Source organism: Vibrio sp. 10N.222.55.C7 (assembly GCF_041473335.1).
Taxonomy (GTDB): Bacteria; Pseudomonadota; Gammaproteobacteria; order Enterobacterales; family Vibrionaceae; genus Vibrio; species Vibrio crassostreae_C.
The window spans coordinates 1-1,391 of sequence record NZ_JBFRSC010000098.1; the positions used below are offsets into that span (position 1 = coordinate 1).

Here is a 1,391-nt window from a genome sequence, read left to right on the forward strand (position 1 = left end):
GTTCGTCGGATCACCGCTCATTTCGACCGAGCCCCTGATACATTAACGACCTCTGACCTCAAACAGTTCTTCGCGTCTCTTATTCAAACCCACTCGTGGAGCACCATAAAACTCGATCGTAATGGCTTGCAGTTTTTCTATCGCTACACGCTCGATAAACAGTGGGAGTGGCTCAATATCGTCAAGCCGCCACAAGTAAAACGACTGCCCGACATACTGACACCACAGCAAGTCAGCTCGCTGATTACTCACACTCGACAAGCACGTTATCAGGTGTTTTTTCTTACTCTGTACAGCATGGGGTTACGACTCAGTGAGGGATTAAATCTTACGGTTCATGATATCGACAGCCAAACAATGCGCGTTCACATACGGGAAGGAAAAGGCGGAAAAGACCGAATGGTGCCGCTTCCGCAGCGAACGCTTAAGGCACTCCGCACGCACTGGCTTACCCATAAGCATCCTTGCTACTTATTTCCTGGACTTGGTACATGTCACGACACCCCTATGGATCGTGGCGGAATTCAAAAGACGATGAAACTTGTACTTAAAGAGTGTGGTATCAAAAAGCATGCGAGTCCTCATTCACTCAGACATTGCTTCGCAACGCACTTACTTGAGCAAGGAGTCGACCTGCGTTCACTGCAATCACTGCTCGGTCATGCAAGCCTCAACACCACGGCACGATACACCCGAATGACTCAGATAAAGCAGCGTGATGCGGCAATGGCCATCAACCAATTAACGGATGATCTAGACTTAACATGGAGCATAAAATGAGTACTTTCATTGAACTGCTTCGCCAGCATCATCGTGCGCTTAAGCATCACTATCCTGCGCAGATAAATGGCGATATGCATCGAGCTATTGGGGCGATGCTCCGTTGCAAAACAGAGCAACAAGGACGCTCACAATGGTTCTGCAGTCACTGCCATCACGATGACCGATTGCCTCTTTCTTGTGGTCATCGCCATTGCCCTCAATGCCAACAACGCACCACTTCTGACTGGCTACAGCGTCAACAGCAAAAACGGTTACCTGTTCACTATTTCATGGTGACCTTCACTTTACCGTATCAATTGAGAGTGCTGGCAAGACATCAACCTAAAGCGATATATAACGGTATGTTTAAGGTGGCATCAGGGGTATTAAAGGATTTTGCCAACCGACAACGGCAAGGTGAACTTGGTTTTACCGCCGTATTGCATACTCACAGCCGACAACGAAACTTGCACCCACATCTGCACATTATCGTGGCGGCAGGCCAATACGACGCGTCGAGGCAAACGTGGCACAAAGGCAACAAGCATTACCTCTTCAACGCGTTTGCTTTGGCCAAAGTATGGCGAGCAAGAATGCTAGAGGCCATTAATCAACACCCAACGTTGTGG

General features: G+C 48.6%; 2 protein-coding genes. Both read left to right on the top strand.

Annotated elements, in window-relative coordinates:
• On the top strand, window positions 1-780 hold a 780-nt coding region (locus AB4482_RS22755), incomplete at its 5' end, for a tyrosine-type recombinase/integrase (protein ID WP_372181779.1).
• Window positions 777-1,391 (top strand): transposase zinc-binding domain-containing protein (locus AB4482_RS22760; RefSeq protein ID WP_372181781.1); only part of this gene is annotated, 615 nt, incomplete at its 3' end. The genes AB4482_RS22755 and AB4482_RS22760, both read left to right, overlap by 4 nt.